Source organism: Pseudomonas sp. BTN1, from assembly GCF_001907715.1.
Lineage (GTDB): Bacteria > Pseudomonadota > Gammaproteobacteria > Pseudomonadales > Pseudomonadaceae > Aquipseudomonas > Aquipseudomonas paracarnis.
Genome location: NZ_MPBM01000027.1, coordinates 54,220 through 80,517, shown reverse-complemented (window position 1 = coordinate 80,517; position 26,298 = coordinate 54,220). Strand labels below are relative to the sequence as shown.

Genomic DNA, 26,298 nt, shown 5'->3' with positions numbered 1-26,298 from the left:
GAGGATTGGATCCTATCCCGGCTACTGACTGAATCGTGCCTTTCGACCCCCCTTGCGCCTGTTCGTCGAGGTTTCGGAACGATTGCTGCTGGCTGCACCAAGGAGATTACTTATGACACACGCTCAAACCTCGGCCACGCTCCGTGCCCCAAGGCTGCCCCAGGCTATTGGAAACGGCATCAGCGCCCTGGCCTCCGCCCACTTGCAAGTCGACATTTCACCCTACCCGAGCATGGAAGAAGGCGACCTGATCGAACTCTTCTGGAACAACTGCTTCGCCGCCTCGCGCAAGGTGACGGCGTGCAAGATCGGCACGTGCACCCACCTGTGCGTACCGCAGAGTTTTGTGCAGGACGGACCGGCACGCGTCCACTACCAGGTCTTGCAGATCGGCCATGGCCCGATGCGCTCGGCGGTGACCCTGGTGCGGGTCAAGACCAACTACCCCGGCGGTCAGCCTTCGCCGCGCCTGAACCCTGAAGGCGGCGATGAAAACCAGAACCTGGCGCCCGTGAACCTGCCCGAGACGATCCGCCGCCATGGCGTCAACAGCAGCCAGGTAAGGCGCGGTATTCCGCTGACCATCGAGCCTTACCTGAACATGAGCACGGGCGATGCCATCACCTTGCGCTGGGGCGATGTACGCCTGGACCTGCCCCGCATTCAGGCTCAAAGCGTCGGCCTGGCGGTGCAGGTGTGGGTGCCGCCCCACGTGATTGTCGAAGCCGGCGACGACTGCCGGTTGGAGGTCACCTACTGCATTCTCGATCGCGTGGGTAACAACTCCCGCTGGGCGCCCGCCCGCACGCTGCGCATCGCCGCCTGCACACCGCCCCGCCCAGCCTCGCCCGCGCCAGGCTATCAACCGCGTCGCTTCGGTTCACCCTGTGAACCGGGGTGACAGCCCTTCTATGCATATTCCTAAAAGTTAGTTTATTTAAATAATTAACACGCTTAGGGTATATGCACCGGACCACCGGACATTCCTGATTTTTCTGTTTATTTCATTGAATGCGAGGTCGGTATGGTCAGAATTACCCCGGTGCGCAACGCCAGGGCATTGCGTGCAGCCAAGGAGCGGCGCTGATGTCTAACTTGGCTCTAACATCCCCCCAGAGTGATGTGGACGTAGCTCCCCTGCTGTTGCCCGCCACGGTGCTGCGCAACGACGCCCAGGCGCTGAGCGCCGCCCACGAGCTGGCCCAGGCTGCGCGTGCGCAGGCCGCCCAGCGCGACCAGCAACGCAAACTGCCCTGGGCGCAGCTCGAACAGTTCACCCGCAGCGGCTTGGGCAGTATTTCCATTCCCCGCGAATACGGCGGCCCCCAGGTGTCGTTTGTGACCCTGGCCGAAGTCTTCGCGATCATCAGCGCGGTCGACCCGGCACTCGGGCAGATCCCGCAGAACCATTTCGGCATCTTGCACGTATTGCAGGGCACCGCCACCGAGCGTCAGAAAAAGCAGCTGTTCCAGAGCGTGCTCGACGGCTGGCGCATCGGCAACGGCGGCCCGGAACGCGGCACCAAAAATACTCTGGAGCTCAAGGCGCGCCTCACGGCCGAAGGCGACGGTTACGTGCTCAGCGGCCAGAAGTTCTACTCCACAGGCGCCCTGTTCGCTCACTGGGTGGCAATCAAGGCCCTGAACGATGACGGCAAGCAGGTCATGGCTTTTGTACGTCGCGGCAGCGAAGGGCTGCGCATCGTTGATGACTGGTCCGGCTTTGGCCAACGTACCACCGCCAGCGGCACCGTGCTGCTTGATCGCGTAGCGGTGGACCCGGACCTGGTCATCGACAACTGGCGCCTGGGCGAAAGCCCGAATATCCAAGGGGCCGTGTCGCAACTGATCCAGGCCGCCATCGACGCCGGCATCGCCCGGGGCGCCCTCGACGATGCCATCGCCTTCGTGCGTGAGCGTTCGCGCCCGTGGATCGACGCCAAGGTCGAGCGAGCCAGCGACGACCTGTATGTGATCGCCGATATCGGCAAGCTGAAGATCGAACTGCACGCCGCCGAAGCCCTGCTGCGCAAGGCAGGCCAGGTGCTTGACCAGGTCAGCGCCGCGCCGATCACCGCGCAATCCGCCGCCCACGCCTCGATTGCCGTGGCCGAAGCCAAGGTGCTGACCACCGAAGTGGCGTTACAAGTCACCGAGAAGCTCTTCGAACTGGCGGGCAGCCGCGCCACCCTGGCCGAATTCAACCTTGACCGTCACTGGCGCAATGCCCGGGTTCACACCCTGCACGACCCGGTGCGCTGGAAGTACCACGCCATCGGCGCCTATCGGCTCAACGGCACCTTGCCGGCTCGTCATTCGTGGATTTAACCAACCAGAACACTTTTTCCACGAGCTTCTGGAGAAACTCATGACCCTTTCTCACCCCGTCGCGGTCATTACCAGCGACGAACAAGCGCTTATTGTCGCCAGCGATCTTGCTGAAGACTTGCGCCGCGACAGCGCCCAACGCGACCGCGAACGCCGCCTGCCGTTGCCCGAGCTGGACGGGTTTTCCCGCTCCGGCCTGTGGGGCATCAGCGTGCCCAAGGCCTACGGTGGCGCGGGCGTGTCCAACGTCACCCTGGCCAAGGTCATCGCACTGATCGCCCAGGCCGATGGCTCGTTGGGCCAGATTCCGCAAAACCATTTCTATGCCCTCGAAGTACTGCGGGTGAACGGCAGCCCCGAACAGCAGCAACGCCTGTACGCCGAGGTATTGGCTGGCCAACGCTTTGGCAACGCCTTGGCGGAGCTGGGCACCAAGACCGCACACGACCGCATTACCAGCCTCACCCGCGACGGCAACGGTTTTCGCATCAACGGGCGCAAGTTCTACGCCACCGGCGCGATCTACGCCCAGCGCATCCCCACTTCGGTGGTGGATGCAAATGGCGTGCAGCAACTGGCCTTCGTACCGCGTGACAGCGAGGGACTGACGGTGATCGACGACTGGAGCGGCTTCGGCCAGCGCACTACCGGCAGCGGCTCGGTAGTGTTCGACAACGTGTGGGTCGCGGCGCAAGACGTGGTGCCGTTCCAGAGCGCTTTCGAACGCCCGACCACCGTCGGCCCGCTGGCGCAGATCCTCCACGCAGCCATCGACACCGGCATCGCCCGCGCGGCCTTTGAGGATGCCTTGCATTTTGTGCGCACCAAGACCCGCCCATGGATCGACGCCGGCAACGACAAGGCCACCGAAGACCCGCTGACACTCAAGAGCTTCGGCCACCTGAGCAGCCGGCTGCACGCCGCCGAAGCCTTGCTGGAACGCTCGGGTGAATTCCTCGACCGCGCCCAGGCCGACAGCAATGCCCAGACCGTCGCCGCAGCCTCCATCGCCGTTGCCGAAATACGCGCCCTGAGCACCGAGATTTCCCTGTCGGCCGGCAGCACCCTGTTCGAACTGGCCGGCAGCCAGGCGACCCTGGCCGAACACGGCCTGGACCGCCACTGGCGCAACGCCCGGGTGCACACCCTGCACGACCCGGTGCGCTGGAAATACCATGCGGTTGGCAACTACTACCTCAACGATGAAAACCCGCCGCTGCGGGGGACCATCTGATGAGCAAAAAAAAGATCCTGCTCAATGCTTTCAACATGAACTGCATCGGGCACATCAATCACGGTTTGTGGACTCATCCACGGGACAACTCGACCGAGTACAAGACCCTCGAATACTGGACTGAACTGGCGAAGATCCTGGAGCGCGGGTTGTTCGACGGTTTGTTCATCGCTGATATCGTCGGCGTGTATGACGTGTATCAGGACTCCATCGACGTGCCGCTCCAGGAGTCGATCCAGTTACCGGTCAACGACCCGTTGCTGCTGGTGTCGGCCATGGCCGCCGTCACCCAGCACCTTGGCTTCGGCCTTACCGCCAACCTCACCTATGAGCCGCCGTACCTGTTCGCCCGGCGCATGTCGACGCTGGATCACCTGAGCCGTGGCCGGGTGGGTTGGAACATTGTCACCGGCTACCTCGACAGCGCCGCCAAGGCCATGGGCCTTACCGAACAGGTCGAGCATGACCGGCGCTACGACCAGGCCGATGAATACCTGCAGGTGTTGTACAAGCTCTGGGAAGGCAGCTGGGAAGACGACGCGGTGCACAACGATCGCCAAGCGCGGGTGTATGCGCAACCGGGCAAGGTGCACAAGGTAGAACACCACGGCGAGTTCTATCAGGTGGAGGGTTACCACCTGTGCGAGCCCTCGCCGCAGCGCACGCCGGTGCTGTTCCAGGCCGGCAGTTCCGAGCGCGGCTTGCTGTTCGCCGGGCGGCATGCCGAGTGCGTGTTTATCAGCGGGCAGAACAAGGCCGCGACCAAGCGCCAGGTGGACAAGGTGCGCGCCAGCGCAGTGGAGGCTGGGCGCAACCCGGACGACATCAAGGTGTTCATGGGCCTGAACGTCATTGTGGGCGCCACTGAAGCGTTGGCCTGGAACAAGCACGCCGAGTACCTCAGCTACGCCAGCGCGGAAGCTGGCGTGGCGCACTTCTCGGCCTCGACCGGGATTGATTTTGCCCAGTACGCGTTGGACGAACCGATCCAGTACGTCAAGAGCAACGCGATCCAGTCGGCCACCCAGAACCTGCAGAACAACGACTGGACCCGGCGCAAATTGCTCGACCAGCACGCCTTGGGCGGGCGCTATATCACCCTGGTGGGCTCGCCTGAACAGGTGGCCGATGAGCTGGAATCCTGGATCAGCGAAACCGGGCTGGATGGTTTCAACCTGACGCGCATTGTGACGCCGGAGAGCTATGTGGATTTCATTGAGCTGGTGATACCGGAGTTACAACGACGGGGCTCGTACAAGACGGAATATGCGCAGGGAACGCTGCGGGAAAAAGTCTTCCACGACACGGCTCGCTTACCCAAACAACACACCGGCTCTACCTACCGCCACGTTGTTTGATCGTTCCCACGCTCCGCGGGGGAATGCCTCTTGGACGCTCTGCGTTCGCTTTGGGGACGCGGAGCGTCCCTGGCTGCATTACCACGCGGAGCGTGGGAACGATCTCGCTACCTAAGACCTTATGACTGGAAAACCACTATGAAAAAGACATTCTTAAACAACCCAGTCAAAGCACTGGCCCTGGCCTTCGGCTTATTCAGCTCGGCGGTATTCGCCGCCGATGCACCGTTGAAAATCGGCACCACCGCTGCCTTCGCCATTCCGCTGGAAGCCGCCGTAGAAGAGGCCGGCAAGCAGGGCCTGAAGGTCGAACTGGTGGAGTTCACCGACTGGATCGCGCCCAACGTCAGCCTCGCCGCCGGCGATATCGACGTGAACTACTTTCAGCACATCCCCTTCCTGGAAAACGCCAAGGCCGCCGCCGGGTTTGACCTGGTGCCGTACGCGCCGGGCATCATCAACAACGTCGGGCTGTATTCGAAAAAATACAACAGCTTTAACGAGCTGCCCGCAGGCGCCAGCGTGGCGATTGCCAACGACCCGATCAACAGCGGTCGCGGCCTGCAACTGCTGGCCAAGGCCGGGCTGATCACCCTCAAACCGGGCGTGGGCTACAAGGCCACAGAAGAAGACATCATCGCCAACCCGAAAAACATCAAGATCCTGCAAGTGGAAGCGGTGCAACTGGTGCGCGCCTATGACGACGCCGATCTGGTGCAGGGCTACCCGGCGTACATCCGCCTGTCCAAGACCTTCGATGCCGAGTCGGCACTGCTGTTCGACGGCCTCGATCATCCGGAATACGTGATTCAGTTCGTCATCCAGCCCAAGAGCAAAACCGACCCACGGGTGATCAAGTTCGTCGATATCTACCAGCACTCGCCGGTGGTACGTGCGGCTTTGGACAAGTCCCTCGGCAAGCTCTATCAGGTTGGCTGGGAAGCTAAACCATGAGTGCCGCCAACGCCCGATTGCACGATCTGGCCCCTGCGCCCAGCCACGCCGAGCAGACTGAACTGCACCCGGACTTGAACCACGCCCATGTGCGGTTCATCAACCTGGGCAAAACCTATGACGGCACGGTGCATGCGCTGCAAGGCATTGACCTGGCGATCCAGCGGGGCGAAGTGTTCGGCATCATCGGCCGCAGCGGCGCCGGCAAGTCGTCGCTGATCCGCACTATCAATCGCCTGGAACAACCCAGCAGCGGACGGGTGCTGATCGACCAGGTGGACATCGGGAGCTTCGATGAAGACCACCTGGTGGCGCTGCGGCGACGCATCGGCATGATCTTCCAGCACTTCAACCTGATGTCGGCCAAGACCGTGTGGCAGAACGTCGAGTTGCCGCTCAAGGTCGCCGGTGTGCCCCAGGCACAACGCGCGCGAAAGGTGCATGAACTGCTGGAGCTGGTAGGCCTGCAAGACAAACACAAGGCGTACCCGGCGCAGCTGTCCGGCGGGCAAAAGCAGCGCGTCGGCATCGCCCGCGCGCTGGTGCACGACCCCCAGATTCTGCTGTGCGACGAAGCCACCTCGGCCCTCGACCCGGAAACTACCCAGTCGATCCTCGGCCTGCTGCGCGAGATCAACCAGCGCCTGGGCCTGACCATCGTGCTGATCACCCATGAGATGGCGGTGATCCGCGACATCTGCCACCGCGTAGTGGTGCTGGAGCACGGGCGTATCGTCGAGCAAGGCCCGGTGTGGCAGGTGTTTGGCGATCCGCAACATGAGGTCAGCAAGACCCTGCTCGCACCGCTGCAACACGGCTTGCCGCCAGAGTTGCAACGCCGCCTGCAACCCACGCCCGCCTCGGCCGACGCCGCACTGGTGCTGCGCCTGCAGTTCACCGGCAGCGACACCCTGGAGCCAGACCTCGCGGCACTGTTCAGTGCCCTCGGCGGCCGTGTGCGTTTACTACAAGGGGGCGTGGAACGCATCCAGGGGCATGCCTTGGGGCAACTGCTGCTGGCGGTGAATGGATCGCCGCACAACGCCGAAGAACTGCGCAAACGCGCGGCCAACTGGGCACAACAGGTGGAGGTGCTGGGCTATGTGGTTTGATCGTTTAGTGCAGGGCGCCATCGACACCTTGTTGATGGTGGGGGTGTCATCGCTGATCGCGCTGCTGGTGGGCATTCCGCTGGCAGTATTCCTGGTCACCAGTGACAAGGGCGGCATCTACCAGGCACCGGCGCTAAACCGCGTGCTGGGAGCGTTCGTGAATCTGTTCCGCTCCATTCCGTTTCTGATCCTGATGGTGGCGCTCATCCCGTTCACGCGCCTGATCGTCGGCACCACCTATGGCGTCTGGGCGGCAGTGGTACCGCTGACCATCGCCGCCACGCCGTTCTTTGCACGCATCGCTGAAGTGAGCCTGCGCGAGGTCGACCATGGCCTGATCGAAGCCGCGCAGGCCATGGGTTGCCGCCGCTGGCACATCATCTGGCATGTGCTGTTGCCAGAGGCGTTGCCCGGCATCGTCGGCGGCTTCACGATCACCCTGGTGACCATGATCAATTCATCGGCCATGGCCGGAGCAATCGGCGCCGGTGGCCTGGGCGATATTGCCTACCGCTATGGCTACCAGCGCTTCGATACGCAGATCATGCTCACCGTGATTGTGTTGCTTGTGGTGCTGGTGGCGGTGATCCAACTGAGTGGGGATAGGTTGGCGCGGGTGTTGAACAAGCGCTGACGTCACGGGCACTCATCCAGTTGGGCAACACTGGCACGGGGCACGAAGGTGATGGTTTTTTCCTTGGCCTGCCAGGGCCGCACGATATAGCTGCCATCCGAGTCGGCCATCACTCGCAGTTTTACGCTGCGCTTGGGGTTGTCGGCGTCTACCAGCGCGCCGGGAACCTGGGCCTGCGCCGTCCAGGTCATCAGCGTACAAACGCGCCCTCCCGAGGCGGATCCTTGCAGCGGCAGGCCGCCCAACTTGGCCCCACTCGCCGGGATCAGCCCGAGTAAAACGATGAGCGCAAAGGCCACCAACGAGGCGAACGCCACCGGGTTTTTCTGGACGCGCATACGCACCACCAGGCAGGCGGCGCTCCCCTGGATCAGGAACAGCACAGCCATTTCAGCGGCCATGAACGGCGCAAAGAACACGGCGCTGTCGGAGTACTCGCTGAAGGCGCGGGAGACCGGCACCGTCACCATTAGAATGACCACCATTTGAATGGCCCCAGCGCCAGCACTGGCCAGCCAGAACTCGCCGGACAACTCACGCAGAGCAACATGGGCGGGGCGCGCACGAATAATGATGCCGACATAGGCCACTACCGCCGCCATGATCGCCACGATCCAACTGAGCGTCAGCAAAAGCCCACTTTCGGCGTTCACGGACAGGTACACGGCGGACATCCAGAACACAAACATCACCAACAGGCTGGCCGCCCAATGCCCCAGTAACCTCCTGTGCTGGGCCGTCTCTTGCGGCGACTGCGGGCTGAGATTGAGTTGATCACTCAGGCGCACACCGGTGCCGTTCAGGCGCGTGAACAAGATGAAGGTAGGGATCAGGATCGACGCGCCCATCATGCCGATCACAAATACCAACATGGCGAACATCGCCGGCAAGGCAGTGAACGCCGACGCCGACAAAATACTCAGCGGTACCTGTTCGACCTGGATGTACTGGTACAGGTACAAGCCTGCCACCGAGAGAATCCCCACCGTCAGCGGCCAGGCCCGCTCATTGAGCCAGAACAGCCCATTGCTCAATCTCGTGGCGTATTGGTCGACCTTGTTCGGTGCGGTGTCGTTGCCAACGGGTGAACGTTTTTCCTCTTCCATAGATGGATAACCCTCTTTGAATTAGGGCCGAATCTTACCCACAATCCCGCGGGGCGGTATGTCGGAATACCACAGTACGAACCCAGTGAAGTGCACTACATCGAATACACGTCTTTAAACTGAATCAGACGGAGCCTGAGGTTCCCTGTCACGAGTGCGGAGCAAACGCTGAAACTACTCGCCTATACCTGTTAACTCTGACAGTTGTTGATTGTTTTCTGCGTGTATCTAATCAAACAGAATCTCTCACCAAGGATGGACTGATGATGAAAATGCACTCTTTAGGGTTTGCAGGTTGCCTGTTACTGAGCGCGGTCAGCTTGACCGTCAACGCTGCCGCCTACACCAACTTAGGGCATGAAGCGGGAGCACAATGCGAAACCTCCGGCATCAACGACAGTGGTATCGCTGTGGGCAATTGCACTCCGGCCAGTGCCAGCGCCAACAATGTCCCTTGGTTAGCAGATACGAACACAGAGAACTCACAAGTAGCGCTCAAGCCATTGGTTGCTGAACAGCCTTGCCGCGCCCTCAATATCTCGAACGCCGGCTGGATCGGCGGTATCTGCAAGAACGCAAACAATGTCAACACCGCCGTGGTCTGGAACGCCACCACTCCAAATAACACTCCGACACCTCTCAAGCCGCTTCCTGGGGTAGTGCTGCCGTTGCGTGCCGCGGACGTAAAGACAATCATCATGGCGTCCAATCAACGCGGGGATATGGTTGGATGGAGCATCAGCAGCAATCAGGAGCTATCTACCGTCATATGGCTCGCGGGGGATGACACGCCTAAGCGGGTATTTTCTTCGCTGCTTGGACTGCTTGGGTACAACGATAAATGCGTTCCAGTGGGCGTCAGTGACAGCCTTTCGAATGGCTACCCCAGCATTGCCATGAACTGTCCCAGAACCAACGGCATCACAATTCCCCAAGTAGCTAAGGCTAACGTTACGACCTATACCATAAGCTCTTTACCCATAGCGACTGGAGCCAATCGTTGCTATGTCAAAGGGATCAATAACACACTGCAATCGGTAGGTTACTGCGAGTATCCCGATACCGCCACCAACCCGGTCCGGACCGCAGCCTGGATGACACCGACGACAGCGCCTCTGACCTTGACCCTTTCTATCAAGTCCAAAAATGCCGGACGCGCAATCAACAACAAGGGGATTGTGCTGGCATCACGGCAGGACGATACCGGTAGAGTGGGCGACTTAACGTGGATTCCCCTAGCAGGGTTGGCGGGCATTCAGCTGATTCAGCCCCCGACGGGAGCCGTGTCGACACAAGCGTTCGGTATTGCCGATAACAATACTGTTGCGCTTAACAGCGACGTTGATCAGTACCTCACCGGCTGTATCTGGTCACCTGCAACCGGTGGAAACGCTGCGGCGACCCATTGTCTGGCTTCGATTGGTGGAGGCAAAAAAAACTGGCTGAGCACCTTCTCTCAAAGCGGAAGCTACGCCGGGGGTGTAAACCTCAACAGCACCCAGGATATGGATGCGGTAGCAGTGGAGCTGCCCTGAGTGCATTAATACTTGAGGCAGCAAACGCCACTTCATGCCAACGACCTATAACTTCAGGGAAAAATCATGTCAAAACTCATGACGTCGAACAGCCTTGCGTCTGTCACATTGTTATTTAGTGTTGCTATAAGCGGTACCGCTGCAGGCACCCCATCGATAACAGGGGAGGTAATTTCTGAACTTGTCCTAGACAACGCCACCGCCATCTCTTTTCCAATTGAACCTTGGCCTTTGCCACCACCTGAAACGCGGAAGGTGGTAGGACAATTTTGCTACCTATTTCCTTGTGATAAGGGCGGTCCTAATTGGCACAATATTTACGAAGATTAGTTAAGCCTAGATTGTGGTAGCGGCCCAGGCATCGGATATAGTTGCTGTGTTCTCACTGAAATAGCCCTATGAAACTCGAACCCGACGACCTCAACCAGATCACCTCCACCACCCTGGGCCATTACAACAAGGTGGCCGAAGACTTCCGTGAAGGCACCCGCGATCACGATGTGAGCCAGAACATCGACGCGCTGCTGCGGCATATCCAGGGCACGCCGCCGTTTACCGTGCTGGATTTCGGCTGCGGGCCCGGGCGGGATTTGCAGACGTTTACGCGCATGGGGCATATCGCCGTGGGCCTGGATGGCTCCGAACGTTTTGCGCAGATGGCCCGCGAAGACAGCGGCTGTGAGGTGCTGCAGCAGGACTTTCTCAAGCTGGACCTGCCCGCCGAACGCTTCGATGGCGTGTTTGCCAATGCGGTGCTGTTTCATATTCCCAAGCAGGAGTTGCCCCGAGTGCTCAAAGAGCTGCACGGCGCGTTGAAGCCTGGGGGCGTGCTGTTCAGCTCGAACCCTCGGGGCGAGAACCAGGAGGGCTGGAATGGGCCGCGGTATGGCTCTTATCACGATCTGCAGGCCTGGCGGGCCTTGCTGACCGCAGCCGGGTTTGAAGAGTTGGAGCATTACTACCGGCCGGCCGGGTTGCCGCGGGAACAGCAGCCTTGGTTGGCGAGTGTATGGCGTAAGATTTAGTGCTGCATCGACTGTACCTGCCTCATCGCAGGCAAGCCAGCTCCCACCTTTGGAATGCATTCCCTTATGGGAGCCGGGCTTGCCCGCGATGGCGCCGTAACGGGCAACGTTATTTCACCTGATACACCACCGGCTCCTCCCCCTCCACAAGCACCGTCACACTGCGCCCGGCATACCCCTGTTTATCCACCGCCGAGAAATTCGCCACCAGCCGCGTCCCGTCTGCGAAGGTGGTTTGCTGCAGCTGCTTGTCCACCGTCAGCCAGCGGAAATCCGTCATTTCCTGGGTCGCCAAGCGCTGGTGCAACGGCCGGAAGAAGCGGTCCTGGCGCTGAATAACCGGCAGCCGCGCCTTGAGCGTCGCAGCACTGAGGTGGTACAGCGGCGGCACGTTGTAGAGCAGTTGGGTCAGCTCATTGTCGCCCTGCACATTGCTCAGTTTGAGGCTGTCGAACAGCCAATGATGGGTGGTGATCACCGAGCCGTGGAACACCGCCTGATACAACGGCACGCGCATCGTCGGTTCGAAATACAGCGTGCGAAACGGCTCCTTCAACGGCACTGATTTGAAGAACACCGCCGGTTGCTCCGTGGGGTACCAGTTGCCTACGAAGTACGGCGACTGCGGGTCCTGGGTCATCTCGCGGTCACCCCAGCCGATCACCGGGGTCTGCATGCCGTGGGCAAACAGGATGCCTTGGGCAGTGATCGCGTTGCCGTCTTCGGAGCCTGTGACCAGCTTCGACACGGTGTTGATCCAGCGGGAAGCATCGATATTGCCTTCGGCGTTTTGTGCCTGAGTCATGCTGGCGTTGCTGCGATAGCTGTCGAACAACATGCTGGTGGCGTAGGCATCGAGAAACCAGGCATTGAAGCCAGTCTTCGCGTGTACTGCCTTCACCCGTGCCTCCAGCAGCGGCCGCACACAACGTGGATCCGTGTAGTGGCCGGACTTCTGGAAACCGGTTTTCAGCTTGCCGTCTTTCAACACGATCGCGCAGTCGCGGTAGGCCTTGGCGCCCAGGTGGGCAGTGGTCCAATCGGGGTTTTCCGTGGCGGACAGGGCCGTTTCATAGGAGTCGTAAGGCGCCATCAGAAAACCGGCTTCCACCCCCGCGCGAATCGCCTCGGGATGCCATAGCCCACCCTCCCAACCTTCGCCCAAGGTCAGCAGCAGACGCTGCAGCCCGGCGTCGCGCAGGGTTTGAATGGTGCTACTGCCCCAGGTCTGCGGGCTGTCACTCAAGGCTCCCGCAAAGTCCACGGCCAGTTCACTGCGCAGCTCACCATAACGGGCGGCAAGGCGGGTCATGTCTGGCTCTTGCACTTGCCAGGCCTGCCGGGCCTTGGTGTTGATCGCCGCGTTGAGGCCGCGAAGGAGCACGGTTTGTTCATAGCGATTCAGTGCAGCGGACTGCGCCAGCAGCTGTGCGCTCTCTTTGTCCATCAGGCTCTTGAGTTCATGGCTGCGCAGCCGTTGGATCAGTCTTGGCCAATCACGCACATCGCCCAAAGCCAGCAGGCCGTTGTCCCAGAGGTACACATGGCTGGCGCCCAGCAGTTTCTGGGCTTCGGGTGTTTGCCGCAGTTTGTCCGCCAACGGCTCATAGCGGCCCTGCTCCACCAGCCACTGGCGGTAGCGCTTGGCACCAGCCAATGGGTCGGCATCGCCCAGGTACAGCCGCAGCGTCATCGGCGCATCAGGCGCCAGCGAGGTGAATTCGTGGGCCGCGGAGAGGGCCAGGCCGTTGCCGTCGGCTTGCCATTGCAGGCGGTTGTTGTAGGGGTTGGTCAACAGCCAGCTCAAGGTGAAGCCACCTTGATCCACGCCCCACAGCGGCAGGCTCAGGTCCTGGGTGGTATTGAACTCGCCCCGCTCCAGCAGAAACGTCTTCCAGATGGCATTGCCGGCAGGCACGTAATGCCCCTCGGCCAAGGGCCAGATCAACCCTCGCCCCATGGCCTCGGCAGGCTGACGCAGCAGGGCCAGCTCACCGGGCTCGCGGGCGTTGATGGTCAGGGCCAGGTCACGCTGTTGCAGGCGGGCGCTCAGGCGATAAGCGCCGTTGTCCCATTGCCAAGTGGCTTGGTCAGGCGTGTTCTGCAATTGGCTGACGGCATGCGAGGCCACACCGCTGGATGCCTGCACCGAAGCCTGGCCTGCGGGTGTCACGCGCAGCGCCAGGGTGGCGGGGTCGAGTTCGACGCGCCACAAGGCATTTTCCAGTACGGTGGCGGCGAAGGCAGACGGTGCAAGGAGCAACGCGCAAAACAGCAAGGTTAAACGCAGGCACTGCATGAGGATCGACCTGGGTTTGGGATGAGGACCAGAGGGTACAACATGCAGTAGCGAGCCAGGACGACATGGGGATTTTTCAGAAACTTCACACAGCTTCAACCAGAATGAAGATCCAAGTGTGGGAGCTGGCTTGCCTGCGAAAGCGATAGTTCAGTCACAGATGCAGCGACTGACACACCGCCTTCGCGGGCAAGCCCGCTCCCACAGGGGGTCTGCGCTTAACTGGCAGCCCCCTCTCTCAGTGTTAATCCTGTTGTGGCTGATGTTCGTGTTTCGGCTCGCGGATCTTGTACCAGGCCACATACAGCGCCGGCAGAAACAGCAACGTCAGCAATGTCGCAATGATGATCCCGCCAATCATCGCGTAGGCCATCGGCCCCCAGAACACTTCCCGCGCAATCGGGATCATGCCCAGGCTCGCGGCGGCGGCCGTCAGCAGAATCGGCCGACGCCGGTGTTCGGTCGCTTCCACCACCGCGTCCCACGGCGTGTAGCCGGCCTCTTCGTACTCGTGGATCTGTGTGACCAGAATCACCGAGTTGCGGATGATGATGCCGATCAGCGCCAGGATCCCCAGGATCGCCACAAAGCCCATGGGCGTGCCCGTGGGGATCAACGCCAGCACCACGCCGATCAGCCCCAGTGGCGCAACGCTGGCCACCAGGAACATCTTCTGCACGCTGTGCAACTGAATCATCAGGAACGTGGCCATCAGGAACAACATCAACGGCACCACGCTGGCAATCGGGCCCTGGGCCTTGCCACTTTCTTCCACGGTACCGCCGGTGGCGACTTTGTAGCCCACCGGCAAGCCTTCGCTGAATTTCTCGATGGTCGGCGCCAACTGCTTGACCAGGTCGGTCGGCTGCATCTCATCGCGCACCGCGGCCTTGATGGTAATCGTCGGCTTGCGGTCACGACGCCACACCAGCGGCTGCTCCAGTTCGTAACGCACCGTGGCAAAGGCCAGCAATGGAATCGAGGTGCCATTGGGCGTAACGATCTGCAGGTTCTGCAAGGTTTCCGGCGTACCGCGCTCGGCGTCCTCGGCGCGGCCGACCACGTTGATCAGGTAGATATCGTCGTGCACCTGGGTCACCGCCGCGCCGCTGACCACGCTGTTCATCAACTGCGCCACGTCTTCCGACGAAAGCCCCAGTTGCCGCACCTTGTCCTGGGCGATGTCGACGCGCAGCACTTTGCCCGGCTCGTTCCAGTCGTAGATGATCTCGCCCAGGTGGGTGTTCTGATCCAGCAAGGTCGCCAGTTCAATGGCGTGCTTGCGCACCTGATCGGTGTCTTTACCAGAGACGCGGTACTGGATCGGCCGCCCGACCGGCGGGCCCATTTCCAGCGGCTGCACGTAGCTGCCGATACCGACAAAATCATCGCGCAAGCGTTTCTGCAATCGAGCGATCAGAGCGCCACGCTCTTCCAGGCCCTTGCTCACAATCACCAGCTGCGCGTAGTAGGGGTTTTCCAACTGCTGGTCCAGCGGCAGGTAGAAACGAATCGCGCCCTGGCCGATGTAGGTGCTCCAACGGGCGATATCCGGGTCGTCCTTGATGATCGCTTCGAGGCGGTCTACCGCCTTGCGCGTCTCGTTGATCGAGGCGTTTTGCGGCAGGTTCAGGTCGACGAGAATTTCCGGACGGTCCGACGACGGGAAGAACTGGTTCTGCACAAATTGCATGGAAAATACCGAGGCCACGAACAGCGCCACGGTGATGCCAATCGCCCACCAGCGGTTGCGCATGGCCCACAGCATGCCGCCATTGAAGGCACGGCCAATGCGCCCTGGCTCGGCGTTATGCGGTTTCACATTGGCGCTGAGGATATGCACGCCGATCACCGGCGCAAACAGCACCGCCACCACCCACGACACCAGCATCGCCACGGCAATCACCGCGAACAGGGTAAAGGTGTACTCGCCTGCCGAACTGGCGTTGAGGCCAATCGGTACGAAACCGGCCACGGTCACCAGCGTGCCGGTGAGCATCGGGAACGCCGTGGAGGTATAGGCGTAAGTCGCCGCCTGTTCCTTGGTTTCGCCTTTTTCCAGGCGCGTGATCATCATCTCCACCGTGATCATCGCGTCATCCACCAGCAGGCCGAGGGCGATGATCAACGCGCCCAGCGACACGCGCTGCATGGTGATGCCGCTGTATTCCATGAACACGAATACCAGCGCCAGCACCAACGGAATCGAGCACGCCACCACCAACCCGGCGCGCATGCCGAGGCTGATAAAGCTCACCACCAGCACGATGATCACCGCCTCGAACAATGCGCTGGTGAAGCCGCCGACCGCCTCTTCCACCACTTCGGCCTGGTCGGACACCTTGTGCACGCCGACGCCCACCGGCAGGTCGGCGGTCAGCTCGTCCATGCGCCCGTGCAGGGCCTTACCGAACGACTGGATATTGCCGCCCTTCTGCATGGCGATGGCCAAGCCAATCGCCGGTTTGCCGTTGAAGCGAAACATCGGCCGCGCCGGGTCCACATAACCACGGCTGATGTCGGCAATATCCGCCAGCCGGTAGAAACGGTCATTGAGGCGCAGGTTGACGTTGGCCAGGTCTTTCTCCGAGGCGAACTGCCCGGAGGTGCGCACGGAGATGCGTTCCGGCCCGGCCTCGATCACCCCGGCGGGGGTCACGGCGTTTTGCGATTGCAGGCTTTGCACGACCTGGCGCTGATCAATCCCCAGGGCCGCGAGTTTGCGCGTGGAGAAATTCAGGTAAATCACTTCGTCCTGCTGGCCGATCATCTCGACCTTGCCCAGCCCTGGCACCGAGCGGATTTCGGCGCGCACCTGTTCCACGTAGTCACGCAACTGGCGCATCGACAGGCCATCGCCGGTAAAGGCATACACCGAGCCGAACACGTCACCGAACTCATCGTTGAACGATGGCCCCTGCAAGCCCTGGGGGAAGGTCCCACGAATGTCATCGATCTTTTTGCGGACCTGGTACCAGATCTCCGGGATGGCCTTGGCACTGGTGGTGTCCTTGAGGAACACGAACACCGTGGACTCGCCGGGCCGGGTGTAGCTTTTCACATAGTCGAGAGAGTCGAGTTCCTCGAGTTTTTTCTCGATACGGTCGGTGACCTGCTTGAGGGTTTCTTCCTGGGTCGCGCCCGGCCAGCGGGTCTGGATCACCATGGTCTTGATGGTGAACGACGGGTCTTCTTCACGGCCCAGGTTCATGTACGAGAACACGCCCATCAGCAGCGCGACGAACATCAGGTACCAGACGAAGGACTGATGCTTGAGGGCCCAGTCGGATAAGTTGAAGCTCCCTTTCATCGCGGGCTGTCCTCGTCGATTTTGACTTTTTGCCCAGGTTTCAGGCTGTTCACGCCGGCGGTAACAATGCGCTCGCCGGGTTTGACGCTGCCATTGAGCAAGGCGCTGCGGGCATCACGGCTGATAACCGTGACCTCGCGGGGTTGCACGGTCTGGCTCTGGGTGTCGAGCAGCCAGATACGGGTCTTGCCGTCCACTTCCTGCAAGGCGCTCAGGGGCAGTTCGATACGCGGGGCGATGGCGGTGCTCAACGTCACGCTGATTGCCGTGCCCAGGCGGAACGCGGGCGGGGTTTCGGCCAGGCTCAGGCGTGCGCGACGGGTGCGCGTGGCGCTTTGGGCCTGAGGCTCGATCTCACGCACCACGGCGGTGGTGTGCACGCTGGGGTCCAGTTGCCCGGCGACCAGGAACACCACATCGGCAGGCAAGCGTTCAGCCAGGCCGGCGGGCAGGTCGATCACCGCTTCCTTGATGTCCGGACGGGCCAGGGTCACCACCTGCTGGCCGGCGCTGACCACTTGGCCGGCCTCAGCGTTCCAGGCAGTGACGATGCCGGCATGGTCGGTGCGCAGTTCGGCGTAGTTGAGTTGGTCCTTGGCCTGGTTGACCGAGGCACGGGCCTGGTCAAGGGTCGCCTGGGTGGTTTTCAGGTCGGTCTGGGCCACATCCAGCTGAGCCTGGGCGCCGACGCCACGGTTGAACAGTTCCTGTTGCCGCCGAGCGTTGGCCTGGGCGTTGATGAACTGCGCCTGTACGCGCGCCAGGTCGCCCTGGGCAGCGCGTAATTGGTTCTGCTGGTCGGTGGGGTCAAGCACGGCGAGCAAGGCGCCCTTCTCCACCTCGGCGCCGACATCCACGGCGCGACGGGCGATGCGGCCGGGCACACGGAAACCCAGGTTGCTTTCATAGCGGGCCTGGATGGTGCCGGCGAAACGACCCAGGTTTTCCTGGTCTTCGGCCCTCACTTCCATGGACAGCACCGGGCGTATGGGTTCGGGCGGTGCCTCTTCCTTGGAGCAGGCCATCAGCAACAGGCTGGCGGCGACAATGAGCGTCAATTGCTTCATGGCTGCGCTCCGGGTTGGGCGATCTCGACGACCATGCCGGGGTGCAGCAATTGCCCACCGGCTATCACGACTTTTTCACCGCCTTTGAGACCCTCGCCGATGATCACTTTGCCGGTGAGGTAGCGCGCCACGGTGACCTTGTGCAACTGCGCCTTGCCTTCACCGTCCACCAGCCACACGGCCGGCTCGCTGAGGTCTTTGGTCAGGGCCGACCAAGGCAGCTCGATGCTCGCCTTGGCCGGGCCATTGGCGGTGGCACTCACCACCGACCCCAGCTCCATACCCTTGGGCAGGCTTTGCAGGGCGATCTTCACTTGGACGGTGCCGGTATTGGCGGCCACGGCGGGCGTGACTTCGCGGACTTTGCCCACGGCCTTGATGCTCGGGTTGTCCAGCAGGCTCACCGTAATCGGCGCGTCGGGGGGCGGCTCCACCAGCAGGGACTCATACACGTTGAACACGGCGTCACGCTCGCCATCGCGGGCCAGGCTGAAGATCGGCACGGTGGCTTGTACCACTTGGCCGACTTCGGCCTGGCGCGCCGTGATGATCCCAGGGGCATCGGCGATCAACGCGGTGTAGCCCAACTGTTCGCGTGCATTGGCCAACTGCGCCTGGGCAGCGGCCAGGGCACTTTGACTGCTGCGCAGCGCGGCCTGGGCGGCGTCGTATTCGCTGCGGCTGGTATAGCCTTTGGGCAAGAGTTTTTCCTGGCGCACGAAGGCGGCGGCGGTCTGCTTGACCCGCGCCTGCTCGGCCACAACCTGGGCCTGGGCCGAATCGACGTTGGTTTGCAGGTCCTTGGGGTCGAGCTTGGCCAGTACTTGCCTGGCCGTGACGCGGTCGCCCACGTCGACCATGCGCTGGATGATTTTGCCGCCCACGCGAAAGGACAGATCGGTTTGCACCCGCGCCTGGATATCACCAGTCAGCGTCACCGCCGCGGCAAAATCCGCCGACTGCACGGTTTGCACGAACACCCGCGAATGCTGCTTGGGCTCGGCTTTGTCCTGGCCACAGCCGCTGAGCAGCGCCAGGAGGCCAAGGCTGAAAATAAATGTCGAGGTGCGACCGCCCATGCAGGCTCCTTTTGCGTGATGCCGACGTTCAAGTGTGTATGCGACTGTGAGCTTAGATCAGGGTTCCTTATCTGCATGGAGGATCCCATACTCCAATGGTTCCCATGCTGACTAATTACACATGCTTAAAACCCTCGCGGTGGCCAATTACCGCTCGATCAACAAATTGGTGGTGCCCCTGGACCGGCTGAACCTGGTGACCGGGCCCAATGGCAGCGGCAAATCCAACCTGTATCGCGCCCTGCGCCTATTGGCCGAAACCGCCCAGGGCGGGGTGATCAATGCGCTGGCCCGCGAAGGCGGGCTGGATTCGACCTTCTGGGCCGGGCCGGAAACCATCAGCCGGCGCATGCGCAATGGCGAAGTACCGGTCGAATCCACTGTGCGCCAGGGCGTCAAACGCCTGCGCCTGGGGTTTGCCGCAGAGGATTTCAGCTACGCGATCTCTTTGGGCTTACCCGAAAAAACCCTCTCGGCCTTCAAACTGGACCCCGAAGTAAAAAAGGAATGCATCTGGGCCGGCCACGTCTACCGTCCGGCCAGCCTGCTGGTGCAGCGCTCAGGGCCGATGGTGCGTGCCCGCGAAGGCCGTGCGTGGGATGTGCTGGCGCATCACACACCGAACTACCACAGCCTGTTCGATCAGGTCGGCAGCCTGCGTGGCTCGCCGGAAGTGCTGCTGTTGCGTGAAAGCATTCGTGGCTGGCGCTTTTACGATCACTTTCGCAGCGACGTGGACGCGCCAGTGCGCCAGCCACAGTTGGGCACGCGCACGCCGGTGTTGCACCACGACGGCCGCGATCTGGCGGCCGCGTTGCAGACCATCCGCGAGATTGGCGATCCCGAGGCGCTGCAACGCGCCGTGAGCGATGCATTCCCGGGCGCGCGTCTGCACATTGAACCGTTGCAGGGCGGACGCTTTGCCATCGAGTTCTATCAGGAAGGCTTGCTGCGACCGTTGTCGGCGGCGGAGCTGTCGGACGGCACCCTGCGCTACCTGCTGCTGATCGCCGCGCTGCTGACCCCTCGGCCACCGACCATGATGGTGCTGAACGAGCCGGAGACCAGCTTGCATCCGGACCTGTTGCCGGCACTGGCCCGCTTGATTATCCAGGCGTCGAAGCAGTGCCAGGTATGGGTGGTGAGCCATGCCAGCCGCTTGATTGCGGCGTTGCAGCAGGATGAGGGGTGTAACTCGATTGTGTTGGAGAAGGTGTTGGGGGAAACGCGGATTGTGGGGCAAGGGATGCTGGATGGGCCGGCCTGGCATTGGCCGGAGTAGGCGGTGACTGCACTGGCCTCACCGGGGGCAAGCCCCCTCCCACATTTTGATGTGTGAATACATTCAAAGGTGGGAGCTGGCTTGCCTGCGATAGCTATCTCAGCCCTGCCACTTACCGCCTTCAACAATCACACTCTCAGGCTTGGTGTCATCGCTCAGCTCTTTACGCACATATTGGTCATAAAGCTTGAGCAGGAATTTCTCCTCCCCCAACTTCGCCAGCTCAGCGTTCACCCAGTCACGCAGCTCGATATTGCCCTTCTTCACCGCCGGGGCAATGGGTGCTTCATCACCGAGCTTCTCTTCCAGCACGCGGTAGCCAGGGTTCTGCTTGGCCCAACTGAACAGCACCAGGTTGTCTTGCGCATAGGCATCCCCACGGCCAGCCGACAGCGCCTGCAGCGACTCGGAGTTCTTCTCGAACTTGAGCAGCTTCCAGTCCGGATGGTTCTTGGTCAGCCAGATATCCGCCGTGGTGCCGGTGGTGACGATGGTCGTGCGGGTTGCCAGGTCATCCAGGCTTTTGACGGCGCTGTCATTCGGCACCAGAGCCTGCACCGCCACTTTCAGGTTGGGGTTGGTGAAGTCCACTGCTTCCTTGCGTTCAGGCGTCACGGTCATGTTGGCGAGAATCAGGTCGACCTTGTCGCTTTGCAGGAAAGGAATGCGGCTGGCCGGTTCCACGGCGACAAACTCCACCTTGTTTTCATCGCCCAGCAGGTCCTTGGCGAATTGCCGGCCGATGTCGGTATCGAAGCCGACATAACGACCCGCTTCGTCCACAAAGCCGAATGGCGGTTTATCGGTAAACACGCCGACAATCAGCTTGTCCCGCGCTTTGATTTTGTCGATGTAGCTCACAGCCGCAGGTTTTACCGGCTCTTCGGCCTTTTTATCGCAGCCGGCCAGCAAGGCGACGGCAAACAGTGGCAGCAGTAACTTTTTCATATCAGCTCCAGTTCCTTGATCTTTTTGGGCAGTGTTGAAACAAAGGAGAACTTCTCCAGGAACTGCTGCGCGCGTGCGGTCTGCGGGTTCGTAAAGAATGCCTCGGGGGTGTTGTGTTCGAGGATGCGACCGGCCTCCATGAACACCACGCGGTCGGCGACCGCGCGGGCGAAGGCCATTTCGTGGGTGACGATCAGCAGGGTCATGCCATCGCGGGCCAAGTCCTGGATCACTTCCAGCACTTCCTTGACCATCTCCGGGTCGAGGGCCGCGGTGACTTCGTCAAACAGCATGACCTGAGGGTTCATGCACAACGAGCGGACGATGGCGATGCGTTGTTGCTGGCCACCGGAAAGCTGGCGTGGGAAGGCGTCGCGCTTGTCGGCAAGGCCCACGCGCTCCAGCAATTTTTCCGCCTGCTCACGGGCTTCACGCGGGTCGCGCTTTTGCACTTTCAGCGGGCCGAGCAGGATGTTGTCGAGCACGCTCATGTGCGGGAACAGGTGGTAGCTCTGGAACACCATGCCAATGTCCTGGCGTACCTGGCGCCAGTCGGTGGTTTTATCCAGCAGCTCTTTGCCGGCAAAGCGCAGGCTGCCGCTGTGCGCGACTTCCAGCCCATTGAGGCAGCGCAACAAGGTGCTTTTGCCACAGCCGCTGGGGCCTAAGATCACCACCACTTCGCCGCGCTGCACGCTCAGGTCGATGCCCTTGAGCACCTGCGCCTCGCCGAAGAATTTGTTGAAACCCTGAAACTCGATCAATGCGCTCATGCTTGGGCCCAGCGCCGTTCCAGCACCTTGGAGGCGGCCGACAACGGGTAGCAGATAAAGAAGAAAAACAGGAACAGCGCGCCGTAGATCAATACCGACTCATAGGTGCGCTCGATGATTTGCTGGCCGACCTTGATCACATCCACCACGCCGATCAGCACCGCCAGGGAGCTGGTCTTGATGATGCGCGTGTACACGTTGATGGTCGGCGGCGTCATGCGCTTGAGGGCCTGGGGCAGCAGTACGTAGCCGTACAACTGTGGGTCGGACAGGCCAATCGACAAGCCTGCTTCGCGTTGGCCACGGGGCAGCGAATGCAGCGCGCCACGCACCACTTCGCCCACCTCGCTGGCGCCCCACAACGACAGCACCAGCACCGCGCACCAGAAACTCGGGATGCTCAGGCCGAAGAAGATCGGCACGCCAAAAAACAGCAGGTACAACCACACCAGCACCGGAATGGCGCGGAACAGTTCCAGGTAGACCCGCAACACGCCGTTGATCGCCTTGTTATTCAAAGTGCGCAGCACGCCGTAGAGCACGCCGCCAACCGTACTGAAGCCGATGCTCAAAAACGAAATTGACAGGGTTTGCGCAGCGCCCTTGCCCAGTTGCGGCAACGACATCCAGAGCAACTCAAGACCCGAACTGGCCATGCTGGAGCCTCCTTTCCAGGCGGCTGAGCAACAGCGACAACGGCAAGAACAACAGCACGCAAATCAGCGTCAGCACGGCGAGCATTTCGTAGGTTTTATAGTAGAGGGCGATATAGCTCTTGGTGGTATAGAGAATCTCCGGCACCGCCACCGCCGACACCACGGTGGTTTCCTTGAGTAGAAAAATGAAGTTGGCGAACAGCGCCGGCAGGCTGAGGATGCCGGCCTGGGGCAGGATCACATGGCGCAACAGTTGCCAGTCGGACAGGCCAATGGACTTGCCCGACTCGATTTGCGCTTGCGGCACCGCTTCCACGCCGGCGCGCAGCACCTCGGTGAGGTAGGCGCCGCCCAGAAAGGTCATGGTGATGATCGCCGCCCAGAACCCGGAAATATTGAAACCCAGGGCCGGCAGCGCGAAGTAGACGAAGAACAGTTGGATCAACAGCGGCGTGTTACGCGCCAGCTCCACATAGAGCGCCACCAGGCGCGACAGGTAAGGCGTACGAAACACCAGCAGCGCAGCGTTGATCAGCGCCACCAGCAAGGACGTGGCAATGGCGATCAGGCCGACTTGCAGCGTCACACCCACGGCCTTGAGAAACGCCGGCAGGGTGCTGAGGATAAAAGCGAAATCGAAGGTCATGTGCAGTCCATATCGCCGCATGGGTAATGCCGCGAGCGCAGTCCGTGCCGACGTGGATAACGTCAGCTAGCGCGAACTTTAAAGGTATAAAAACCAAAGTTTAAATACCGAAATAACATATTGATATCACCCAAAAACCTAACCTCTGTGGGAGCTGTCGATCGTTCCCACGCTCTGCGTGGGAATGCAGCCCAGGACGCTCTGCGTCCGCTCTAAAGTCGTGACGCAGAGCGTCACAGGAGACGTTCCCACGCGGAGCGTGGGAACGAGCAAGCCAGCTCCCACAGTTTTGACTGTATTTCAGATAAAAAAACGCCGACGCTGTAGGAGCCGTCGGCGTTGAAACCTTGAAGGGGGTTTTGGCTTACATCAGAACGCTGGCACCACCGCGCCGTTGTACTTCTTCTCGATGAAAGCTTTGACTTCCGGGCTGGTCAGGGCCTTGGCCAACTTCTGGATAGCATCGCTGTCCTTGTTGTCCGGGCGCGCCACCAGGAAATTCACGTACGGCGACTTGGCGTCTTCGATGATCAGCGCGTCCTTGGCCGGGTTCAGGCCAGCTTCCAGGGCGTAGTTGGTGTTGATCAGGTCGAGGTCAACCTGGTCCAGCACCCGTGGCAGCAGGGCCGATTCCAGCTCTTTGAACTTCAGGTTCTTCGGGTTGCTGGCGATGTCTTTCGGCGTGGCCAGGGCGTTTGTCGGGTCTTTGAGGGTGATCACACCAGCCTTTTGCAGCAACAACAAAGCGCGGCCGCTGTTGGAGCCTTCGTTCGGGATAGCCACGGTGGCCCCGTCTTTCAGATCTTCGATTTTCTTGATCTTTTTCGAGTAGCCGCCGAAGGGTTCAACGTGCACGCCCACCACGGTAATCAGGTTGGTGCCCTTGCCCTTGTTGAAGTTTTCCAGGTACGGCAGGGTCTGGAAATAGTTGGCGTCCAGGCGTTTCTCAGCGACCTGCACGTTCGGCTGTACGTAGTCGGTAAAGACTTTGATCTGCAGGTCCACACCTTCCTTGGCCAGGGTCGGCTTGATCAGCTCGAGGATTTCGGCGTGCGGGATCGGCGTAGCGGCCACCACCAGTTTCTCGTTGGCCTGGGCAAAGCCAGCAGTCAGGGCAGCCGCCAGAGCGGTAAACAACAGAACCTTTTTCATGCAATGTCCTTCTAACGACCGTTTTTATGTGAGGTGCCAGCGAAGTGCTATCGCGGCGTGGAAGGGACAATACCTAGATTTTTTATTCCCGAACAATATCTTTTATTCACGTTGATATTCCATTTTGTTCATACAGGAATTTACGCACCGATTCCGTCTCGGCCGGGCTGGCGCTGGCCAAAATTCGTCGTACTTGCTCCAGCGGTGAGCCTGCCGTCGGTAGGTTCAAATGCTCGGGCAAGATTTCATCGCCGCTGCTCACCAGCAAGGCAAAGTGAATGACGTTTTCCAATTCTCGCGTATTGCCCGGCCACGTGTGGTGTTCCAGCACCTGCTGGGCGGCGTCGCTGATCAGTGGCACCGGAAGGTCCAGGCGCTGGCTGTAGATGCCGAGGAAATATTCGGCCAGAGACAAGATATCCCCCACCCGCTCGCGCAACGCCGGCAGGTCCAACCGGCCCTCACTCAAATAATGGAACAGACGCTCATGAAACTTGCCCACGGCCACGGCCTGGGCCAGGTCGATGCTGGTCGCGGCCACCAGGCGCACATCCACCGGGCTGGGCTGGTGGGCACCGACGCGGGTGACTTCGTGGTTTTCCAGGGCCGCGAGCAATTTCACCTGGATCGGCAGCGGCAAGTCACCAATTTCATCCAGGTACAAGGTGCCGCCATTGGCCGAGCCAAACCAGCCCGCGCGGCTGCTCGCCGCGCCACTGTGACTGCCGGCGGCATAGCCAAACAACTCGGCATCCGCATAGGTGGGGCTGATGGCGCCACAGTTGACCGAGACAAACAGGCCTGTACGGTCACTGCCACGGTGGATGTGCCGCGCCAGCAACTCTTTACCGCTGCCGGTTTCTCCTCGAATCAATACGGGTAAGGCGCGCGGCGCAAGGCTTTCCAACTCTTCACGCAGTTGGCGTGAGCGTGGGTCGACGAACACCAGCGCCTTGGCGCGGATGCTCAACGGGCTTTTTTCAGCATCTGGAAAGGTCAGCAGCGGCTGGCCGAAGGTTTCATGCAGACTCATGGCAGGCTCCCGCCCCAATCCACACAGGGACGGGGCGTTGAAAAAATATTAGGCGCTGCGCCGAGCATGGTGCTCGAGGCGATGTTGCAGGCGATAGAGGTAAGCAAACCCTTGCTCCCAGCGGCGGTGGCCGGACTTCACATTGATATGCCCGGCGCCCGCCAAGATGCCGGCTTCGGCGCCCCACTGACGCGCCAGTTCCAGAGCCCTGGGGGCGCTCACGGCACTGTCGTTGTCGGAGCTGACCACCTGGCTGGGAAATGGCAGCAGGTCAGTTGGAATAGGTGCGAAATTGCGCAGTGCAGGGGCACACGCAGGGCGCTCGACATCCGCCGGAGCCACCAGCAACGCACCGCGTACCTGTCGCAAGAACTGCACGGGTGCGGTGGCGGCCCAGTGGGCCACGGTGATGCAGCCCAGGCTATGGGCGATCAGGATAACCGGCGTACTGTCAGCAGCGATGGCCTCGGCCAGTGCCGCCACCCAATCCTCGCGACGCGGCGTCAGCCAATCGGCCTGTTCCACCCGTGCGCTATTGGGCAGGCTGTTCTGCCAATGGGTTTGCCAATGATCTTCTGGCGATCCTTGCCAGCCCGGCACGATCAGATAACGAATCGACTCGCTGTGCATGGGTGTGCCCTCCTGCAACGTTTAGCGTTGCAGCTCAGTATAGGGACGACCTTCAAACAGAATAAGGAATAAAAAAGAATTTATTAATAACAAAATAGAATTTAGCCATATCTCCCCGCCCACACCTCAGGAAACGC

Annotated in this window: 22 protein-coding genes; 10 read left to right on the top strand and 12 right to left on the bottom strand. The window is 60.9% G+C overall.

Annotation, left to right across the window (positions count from 1 at the left end):
- Positions 1 to 112 precede the first annotated feature (112 nt).
- The 7 genes from BMH52_RS14250 to BMH52_RS14220 all read left to right on the top strand — a co-directional run bounded on the left by BMH52_RS14250 (position 113) and on the right by BMH52_RS14220 (position 7,620).
- A complete protein-coding gene (locus BMH52_RS14250) occupies positions 113 to 901 on the top strand; it encodes a hypothetical protein (RefSeq protein WP_060767880.1) in 789 nt (262 codons plus the stop codon).
- 185 nt (positions 902 to 1,086) lie between these two features.
- A complete protein-coding gene (locus tag BMH52_RS14245) occupies positions 1,087 to 2,328 on the top strand; it encodes an SfnB family sulfur acquisition oxidoreductase (RefSeq protein WP_073844040.1) in 1,242 nt (413 codons plus the stop codon).
- Between the two features lie 40 nt (positions 2,329 to 2,368).
- On the top strand, positions 2,369 to 3,562 hold the full coding sequence (locus tag BMH52_RS14240) for an SfnB family sulfur acquisition oxidoreductase (RefSeq protein WP_073844038.1): 1,194 nt from the start codon (positions 2,369 to 2,371) through the stop codon (positions 3,560 to 3,562).
- The gene (locus BMH52_RS14235; protein WP_072434713.1) at positions 3,562 to 4,920 is read left to right on the top strand and encodes an LLM class flavin-dependent oxidoreductase; all 1,359 of its coding nucleotides are present in this window, start codon (positions 3,562 to 3,564) and stop codon (positions 4,918 to 4,920) included. The genes BMH52_RS14240 and BMH52_RS14235 overlap by 1 nt, the downstream gene beginning before the upstream one ends.
- Positions 4,921 to 5,058: 138 nt before the next feature.
- Entirely contained in the window at positions 5,059 to 5,874 is an 816-nt protein-coding gene (locus BMH52_RS14230) for a MetQ/NlpA family ABC transporter substrate-binding protein (protein WP_073844036.1), read from the top strand.
- Complete coding sequence (locus BMH52_RS14225; RefSeq protein ID WP_073844032.1) at positions 5,871 to 6,986, top strand: methionine ABC transporter ATP-binding protein; 1,116 nt, start codon at positions 5,871 to 5,873, stop codon at positions 6,984 to 6,986. Before BMH52_RS14230 ends, BMH52_RS14225 begins: the two co-directional genes overlap by 4 nt.
- On the top strand, positions 6,976 to 7,620 hold the full coding sequence (locus BMH52_RS14220) for a methionine ABC transporter permease (protein ID WP_003187635.1): 645 nt from the start codon (positions 6,976 to 6,978) through the stop codon (positions 7,618 to 7,620). The genes BMH52_RS14225 and BMH52_RS14220 overlap by 11 nt, the downstream gene beginning before the upstream one ends.
- A 2-nt stretch (positions 7,621 to 7,622) precedes the next feature.
- Here BMH52_RS14220 and BMH52_RS14215 read toward each other — a convergent pair whose 3' ends face one another.
- Complete coding sequence (locus BMH52_RS14215) at positions 7,623 to 8,726, bottom strand: hypothetical protein (protein WP_072434711.1); 1,104 nt, start codon at positions 8,724 to 8,726, stop codon at positions 7,623 to 7,625.
- Positions 8,727 to 8,989: 263 nt separating this feature from the next.
- Here BMH52_RS14215 and BMH52_RS14210 point away from each other — a divergent pair, with 263 nt between their 5' ends.
- Both BMH52_RS14210 and BMH52_RS14205 read left to right on the top strand, forming a co-directional pair.
- Positions 8,990 to 10,261, top strand: coding sequence for a hypothetical protein (locus tag BMH52_RS14210; protein ID WP_073844029.1), 1,272 nt, complete (start codon positions 8,990 to 8,992; stop codon positions 10,259 to 10,261).
- A gap of 398 nt (positions 10,262 to 10,659) precedes the next feature.
- Positions 10,660 to 11,286 carry a bifunctional 2-polyprenyl-6-hydroxyphenol methylase/3-demethylubiquinol 3-O-methyltransferase UbiG gene (locus BMH52_RS14205; protein WP_073844027.1) on the top strand — a complete coding sequence of 209 codons (627 nt, stop codon included), beginning with the start codon at positions 10,660 to 10,662 and terminating at the stop codon, positions 11,284 to 11,286.
- Positions 11,287 to 11,395: 109 nt separating this feature from the next.
- On the opposite strand, the gene BMH52_RS14200 is transcribed toward BMH52_RS14205, so the two are convergent.
- From BMH52_RS14200 to BMH52_RS14185, 4 genes are all read right to left on the bottom strand, one after another.
- Positions 11,396 to 13,585 carry a glycoside hydrolase gene (locus tag BMH52_RS14200; RefSeq protein WP_073844025.1) on the bottom strand — a complete coding sequence of 730 codons (2,190 nt, stop codon included), beginning with the start codon at positions 13,583 to 13,585 and terminating at the stop codon, positions 11,396 to 11,398.
- Positions 13,586 to 13,829: 244 nt separating this feature from the next.
- Positions 13,830 to 16,895: an efflux RND transporter permease subunit gene (locus BMH52_RS14195; RefSeq protein WP_073844023.1), complete on the bottom strand. Its 3,066-nt coding sequence runs from the start codon at positions 16,893 to 16,895 to the stop codon at positions 13,830 to 13,832.
- Entirely contained in the window at positions 16,892 to 17,962 is a 1,071-nt protein-coding gene (locus BMH52_RS14190; RefSeq protein WP_072434707.1) for an efflux RND transporter periplasmic adaptor subunit, read from the bottom strand. Before BMH52_RS14190 ends, BMH52_RS14195 begins: the two co-directional genes overlap by 4 nt.
- Complete coding sequence (locus BMH52_RS14185; protein ID WP_038448469.1) at positions 17,959 to 19,041, bottom strand: efflux RND transporter periplasmic adaptor subunit; 1,083 nt, start codon at positions 19,039 to 19,041, stop codon at positions 17,959 to 17,961. Before BMH52_RS14185 ends, BMH52_RS14190 begins: the two co-directional genes overlap by 4 nt.
- Positions 19,042 to 19,162: 121 nt before the next feature.
- Here BMH52_RS14185 and BMH52_RS14180 point away from each other — a divergent pair, with 121 nt between their 5' ends.
- On the top strand, positions 19,163 to 20,323 hold the full coding sequence (locus BMH52_RS14180; protein WP_032901767.1) for an AAA family ATPase: 1,161 nt from the start codon (positions 19,163 to 19,165) through the stop codon (positions 20,321 to 20,323).
- Positions 20,324 to 20,422: 99 nt separating this feature from the next.
- Here BMH52_RS14180 and BMH52_RS14175 read toward each other — a convergent pair whose 3' ends face one another.
- From BMH52_RS14175 to BMH52_RS14145, 7 genes are all read right to left on the bottom strand, one after another.
- Complete coding sequence (locus BMH52_RS14175) at positions 20,423 to 21,271, bottom strand: transporter substrate-binding domain-containing protein (protein ID WP_020302225.1); 849 nt, start codon at positions 21,269 to 21,271, stop codon at positions 20,423 to 20,425.
- Positions 21,268 to 22,044 carry an amino acid ABC transporter ATP-binding protein gene (locus BMH52_RS14170; RefSeq protein WP_034125472.1) on the bottom strand — a complete coding sequence of 259 codons (777 nt, stop codon included), beginning with the start codon at positions 22,042 to 22,044 and terminating at the stop codon, positions 21,268 to 21,270. The genes BMH52_RS14175 and BMH52_RS14170 overlap by 4 nt, the downstream gene beginning before the upstream one ends.
- Positions 22,041 to 22,700, bottom strand: a complete 660-nt coding sequence (locus BMH52_RS14165) for an amino acid ABC transporter permease (RefSeq protein ID WP_072434706.1) — start codon at positions 22,698 to 22,700, stop codon at positions 22,041 to 22,043. Before BMH52_RS14165 ends, BMH52_RS14170 begins: the two co-directional genes overlap by 4 nt.
- Positions 22,681 to 23,346 carry an amino acid ABC transporter permease gene (locus BMH52_RS14160; protein WP_014716444.1) on the bottom strand — a complete coding sequence of 222 codons (666 nt, stop codon included), beginning with the start codon at positions 23,344 to 23,346 and terminating at the stop codon, positions 22,681 to 22,683. Before BMH52_RS14160 ends, BMH52_RS14165 begins: the two co-directional genes overlap by 20 nt.
- Before the next feature lie 369 nt (positions 23,347 to 23,715).
- Positions 23,716 to 24,498, bottom strand: a complete 783-nt coding sequence (locus BMH52_RS14155; RefSeq protein WP_003187613.1) for a MetQ/NlpA family ABC transporter substrate-binding protein — start codon at positions 24,496 to 24,498, stop codon at positions 23,716 to 23,718.
- 106 nt (positions 24,499 to 24,604) lie between these two features.
- Positions 24,605 to 25,531 carry a sigma 54-interacting transcriptional regulator gene (locus tag BMH52_RS14150; protein WP_014716443.1) on the bottom strand — a complete coding sequence of 309 codons (927 nt, stop codon included), beginning with the start codon at positions 25,529 to 25,531 and terminating at the stop codon, positions 24,605 to 24,607.
- Positions 25,532 to 25,579: 48 nt separating this feature from the next.
- Positions 25,580 to 26,161, bottom strand: coding sequence for an alpha/beta hydrolase (locus tag BMH52_RS14145; protein ID WP_073844021.1), 582 nt, complete (start codon positions 26,159 to 26,161; stop codon positions 25,580 to 25,582).
- Between the last annotated feature and the right edge of the window lie 137 nt (positions 26,162 to 26,298).